Origin of the sequence: Schlesneria sp. (assembly GCF_036405755.1) — a bacterium.
GTDB classification, from domain to species: domain Bacteria; phylum Planctomycetota; class Planctomycetia; order Planctomycetales; family Planctomycetaceae; genus Schlesneria; species Schlesneria sphaerica.
Genome location: NZ_DASWWZ010000522.1, coordinates 1 through 5,170 on the forward strand (window position 1 = coordinate 1; position 5,170 = coordinate 5,170).

The 5,170-nt window shown below is 57.0% G+C and carries 3 protein-coding genes; 2 read left to right on the forward strand and 1 reads right to left on the reverse strand.

Translation table 11 applies throughout. The features are described 5' to 3' along the window. The first annotated feature begins 218 nt into the window (after nucleotides 1–218). The gene (locus VGE80_RS17745; RefSeq protein WP_440593584.1) at nucleotides 219–518 is read left to right on the forward strand and encodes a hypothetical protein; all 300 of its coding nucleotides are present in this window, start codon (nucleotides 219–221) and stop codon (nucleotides 516–518) included. A gap of 11 nt (nucleotides 519–529) precedes the next feature. On the opposite strand, the gene VGE80_RS17750 is transcribed toward VGE80_RS17745, so the two are convergent. Continuing rightward, complete coding sequence (locus tag VGE80_RS17750) at nucleotides 530–3,946, reverse strand: PD-(D/E)XK nuclease family protein (protein WP_440593585.1); 3,417 nt, start codon at nucleotides 3,944–3,946, stop codon at nucleotides 530–532. Nucleotides 3,947–4,478: 532 nt separating this feature from the next. Here VGE80_RS17750 and VGE80_RS17755 point away from each other — a divergent pair. Beyond that, the coding region (locus VGE80_RS17755) for a sodium:solute symporter family transporter (protein WP_440593586.1) at nucleotides 4,479–5,170 on the forward strand (692 nt) is incomplete at its 3' end.

Here is a 5,170-nt window from a genome sequence, read left to right on the forward strand (position 1 = left end):
GACCCTGTCGTATTCGGCCGCCGTCGTTGGGGCCACATGGACAGGGTAATTCGCATGTAAGGGACTCCTTTCTCCCTTATCGGTATGCAAATTGCCTGCCAGAGTAATTATTGCAAAAATAGGGTTTTGAAACTGCTTCTAAGACACGGACTCCTTTTGAAGAAGTAATCAAGAACGGGGAACCGTCGCCCGCTGCATTTAATGCGATTGACGGCAGGTTGATTCGGATTCAACTGGTCTATTGTGCCGTTAACATCATTGCGAGCGAGTTCTTCCGTCTGGGACTCAATGCGTTCTACACCAAGGAGCTTTGCGAGTTCCTTTCGTTGGTCGTGCTGTTCTCAACACTGCTGGGGCCAATCGTCGCGGTACTTGCGGTGGTCACAATCCCTGTTTATTGCCGCTGTACTGACCAGGTAATGCTAAACTCTTTGACGAGTTGCCTGATGCTTGGGGTCAGCATCTTTGTGATGATCTTCAATCTCCGGGTCTATCCGGGACTTCTCGACGGCGTTTGATACCGCCCGAGCTATTCGTCAGCGATGGGACATGGATCGACCGGCGCGGGCGATCGCTTCCCCAGCGCTTCAGCGAGTGGACGAAGCTGGTTCACGCGGCAGACAGTCCGGTACTGGCAGCGCCCGGTGCAGTTATCGTCGTTATTTTCAACGATGAAGTTTCCTGAGCGGATTCCCTCTGCCAGCCGAGGTAAGAGATCGTCCAGCAGGACATCCAGCGATTTGACGACAGCCTCTTCCAGCGGTGCGTGATTTTTGAATTTCTTCGTGAGGCCCGGCTTGTAGCCCGTTTCCTTGAGTGCCCAGTATCCCATCTGGAATGGGACCGCGTCCGGTGCAACCAGCCCCAGACGTCTGACCGCTGTCAGGTAAAGTGCAAGCTGGATCGAACGCCCGGAGATCATATCTTCGCGCTTCAGACTGGGGCGTTGTCCGGTCTTGTAGTCGATCACCAGAAATGCGTTCTGCCCTTCGATAGTTCCGCAATCGACTCGGTCAATGCGGCCCCGTACCTTGACGCCAGTCTCTTCATTACCGAACCGGATTTCAGGGTTCGACTGATCGTCTGACGCAGGGGCATCGGGCAACCGACCAAAAGGAATTTCCGGAGGCAGCGATTCCACCCGGCGAAACACGTTGCCAATCTGTTCCGTATAGCTGGAGTGCTGTTCCGCGAACGCGTCTCCCCAACGCAACAGAATCAGCCGTTCGACCTCAATCAAGGCCCGCTGCAAATCTGTATCGGGAATACGTCGATCAAGTTGTGTGCTGACCAGCTCGTGGAATCGGCTGCGCAAGGCATCGGGATCTTCGGCGAATCCTTCTTTCAGCAATTCCGCCAGGACATCGTGGAGCAAGGTGCCCCGCGCCGCAAAATCGGTCCCTTCCTCCGGGGAATCGACCGGCGCGATTCGCAGCACGGTCGAGAGCCAGAACTGGAAAGGGCATTTCGCATAGGACTCAAGCTCAGTGGCACTGAACTGATGCCGTGGCCCGAACCAGTGCTGCAGCAGCGCCTGGTTTTGGGGCAGCTCCAGTCGCCCCTCGTACGGAGTGAATCCGTGCTGATGGAATCGGTGATGGGCCACATCGCAGGCCGCGAGACTGTTGAAGGCCGTCTTCCGCAAAGGTTCCCACTCCAGCACGGCGCGGAACAGCTCGGGATGCCCCGTGTGGGCCTGCACCATCGCCGCCAGTCGGACATCGGTCGGAGTCAATGCTCGATCGACTGTGGGTACAGGATTCAGCTGTCCTTCATACGTTTCGACAAAAGCCCCTTTCGTGAACAACGTCGTGAGCGCCGTTACATAGGGACTCGAAAAGACCGGTTGTCCCTTCAGATTGACTGCCGGGTAACTCAGCGTCAGGCTTTTTCGCGCTCGCGTCACAACGCTGTAGAACAGGAACATCTCGTCCGCCTGATGACTCGACCGGTGCCGCAGGATCACGCCCTGTTCGAGGAATTCGCGACGTTCTGCTTCGCTGAAAAGACAGTCGTCGCTGCGACTCATGGGAAAGCTGTTCTCCGTCATTCCCAGAAGGAACAGGTGTGGGATTTCGAGATTTCGGATCTGTTCCATTCCCAGGATCCGAATACTACCCCCCGGCTCGATTTCCGCCTTCAACGTCTCATGGCTGAGCAAGTCACTCATTTCCGCGCAGAACTCAGGAAGTTTCATCGACCGAGCGCGTCCTCCCTCTGACAACTTCTGATCGGCTTCGGCGGCCGTTCGCAGGATCCGCTGGAGCAGATCCCAGTCGCGCGATTCGCTCTCCGCAAGCGAGTCATCTGCTTTGAGGTGACGACGCGTCCAACCGAGGTCTTCACCGATGGACGCTAAGACGTCCGCCCAATCGGCAAGTGTGTGCGAGCGCCGTAACTGGTCGAGACTGCGTGACAGTCGCGTCAGCAGGGGAAGAGCCACGCGAGCCGCTGCAGTGGCACCGCGCTCTTCGGCAACGGGATCGGACGCGGGTTCGCCGGCTGCTCGTCCCACCACGCGCAGGATTGTCTCGCGTCCTCCACCAAGCTGCAGTTGACGCAGTACAGCAGCGACAACGCGGACACCCCGGTTCGAGGCCAGCTCAGGCCAGTTCGGCTGAAAGAAACTCGAATCCAAAACCGACAACAGGCGTTCGTAAGGCCAGTCTTCCAGTTCTAACTGAAGCAACGAGGAGACGGCGCGGACCATCGGGCTTGCCGTGAACGGGACCTCGGCCTCACACCAGACGGGAAGTCCCGCCGACCGAAGGTAGTCCCTCAGTCGAGGGCCGTCGTCGGCAATGGTGCGCAGGCCGATCACGATGTCCTGCGGCTGGACAGAACCGGGATTGGCCCCGTGATCGATGACAGTTCCCGATTCCTCACGACCGGACCTGAGCAATGCCTTAATCCGGTGTGCAACCCCTTCCCATTCCGATGCAGGTCCGGTCGCCGCGATGATCTCGAGCCCGTCTGCTTCAGATGAAGGCTGGAGGAATCGGGGGTTCGAGAACAGTCGGTCAGCAATGACTTGAACCGATTTTGTCCGCTGCGTTCGACCTGTTCCTGAATCAGCAGCGCCCACCTCAGAACCAACTGTGCTCGCTGTGGCTCCTGAAGCAGACAGCCATTCCAGTTGAAACTTCGCCTGGGCGTCGAGTTGCTCGCGGATCCGCTGGATTGCCGCAGAGGGTTTAGAGAACAGGTTCGGACGAGTTGTCGTTGGTTCGACGGGTAGGGCGACAATGATCTGATCGATCCACCTCGACAGGATTCCCAGGATCTCATACTGCGTCTGCGTAAAGTCCGCGAAGCCGTCGACGACCACCAGTCCGACATTCGCAAACTCACCCCGAGCTCCCCGATCCAACGCATTACGAGCCAGCCAGAAGCGGCCTTCGTTGTCGTACCAGTTCTGCTGTGCAAGTTGTTCCTGATAGCGGGAGTAAATCAGTCCAATTTCCAGATCGCGCCGCGCGAAACTGGATTTCCGTTTCCGGCAGGCCGCGACAAATTCCTCAGGCCAGATCTCTTCCCGTTTCAGTTCGCTGATGAAATTGGAAACGATATCCAGAAAACCGGTCGTCCCTGCGATCGGGCGGAAGTAGCGCAGTTCGCCCTGATCCTGCAAGCCACTGGCAATCCGGCGGATTAGGAGCCGCTTCATCACAGGCGAGATCGGCGAGTCCGGCACGCCTTCCGATTCCAGAATCTTTCGTGCGAACTGATCGAACGTCAGAATATTCGGTGAGAAGCAAACCGCACCCTGGCGGGCGACAACTTGCCGAACGATCGATTTCTGAATTCGCTGCGTCGGCGAAAGCCACAAGCAGGTCCCGAACCGCCCCTCAGACCGGGCCCGCTCCAGTGCGGCCCCATAAGTCTTCAGCAGCCTCTCGGTCTTCCCCGCTCCAGCGCAACCCGCGATGATAGTGAATTGAGTCATACCGGCATTCTAATATACCCGCTGCCAACGGAACCAGCACACGCGTATCGTCGCGAGGCAGATCGTCGCGAGAGAGTCGCTCGATCGAGTTGTTGTTCCTGTCTGGACATCAATGACATCTGCCAGCTCTGCAGAATGCGGTTCACTCGCATCCATCGGCGATCAGACCTCCGGCAATATTCATCGTGAGCCTGTGCAGTACGTCCCGTCTTGCGTGTGATTCAAACGCAATCGACGCGATCAACTCGCGACAGGTCGATGGAGGTAATGTCCTGTTGATCGACCTGTTCCAATCAGAGCGACATTCAAGCGGCGGTGAGCAAGCCCGTCACCGGAGCGAGATAAGACCCGAATCCGAACAGAACGATTCACGATTGTCAGGCGGTTGCGGAAGGACGCAGGTCCGGGGATTGAGACGCTTCTGAAGATGGCGAAAGTCGAATGAGCGCGCTATAAAATGGGTCCTGTTCTCACGGGTTCCGATCCGTCCACAGTTCGTTATTTCAGTTGTTTTCTTTTCAACGGATTCGACGTGACTAACTTTTCCTGGTTGGTGGATGGCAGCATTGTCGGCCTCTATCTGGTCGTCACGATGGCGGCCGGATTGATGGTCCGGAAATATGTCGGCAAGGTAGAACACTTCCTGGTTGCGGGCCGGGAAATGAACCTCTATCTGGGGATCGCATCACTGGCGGCCACAGAATTCGGCATTGTGACCTGCATGTACACAGCCCAGTCGGGGTATGAGTACGGTTTTGCAGGGTCCACGCCCGGAATTCTGCAGGCACTCGCCATGCTGGTGATTGGTGTCACCGGATTCTGCGTCAAGCCGCTGCGCGACTCTGGTGTGATGACGATCCCCGAATTATTCGAAGTTCGTTATGGACCCTTTATCCGCTGGCTTTCCGGCGTCGTGATTGTGTTGGGTGGCCTGCTGAACATGGGCGTCTTCCTGCGAGTTGGCGGAGAGTTCCTGGTCCTTGTCAGCGGGTTGAACGAGAAGTATCTCGTCATCTCGATGACGGCACTTCTGCTGATGGTGGCGATCTACACCATTCTGGGAGGAATGCTCTCGGTGCTGGTGACCGACTTCCTGCAATTCATTGTGATGAGTCTTGGCCTGCTGGCGGTGACTTACCTGACTCTGTGGAACGTCGGCTGGACTAAGATTATTGACACCGTGCAACAGACACATGGAGCAGGGGGCTTTAATCCTTTCATCCA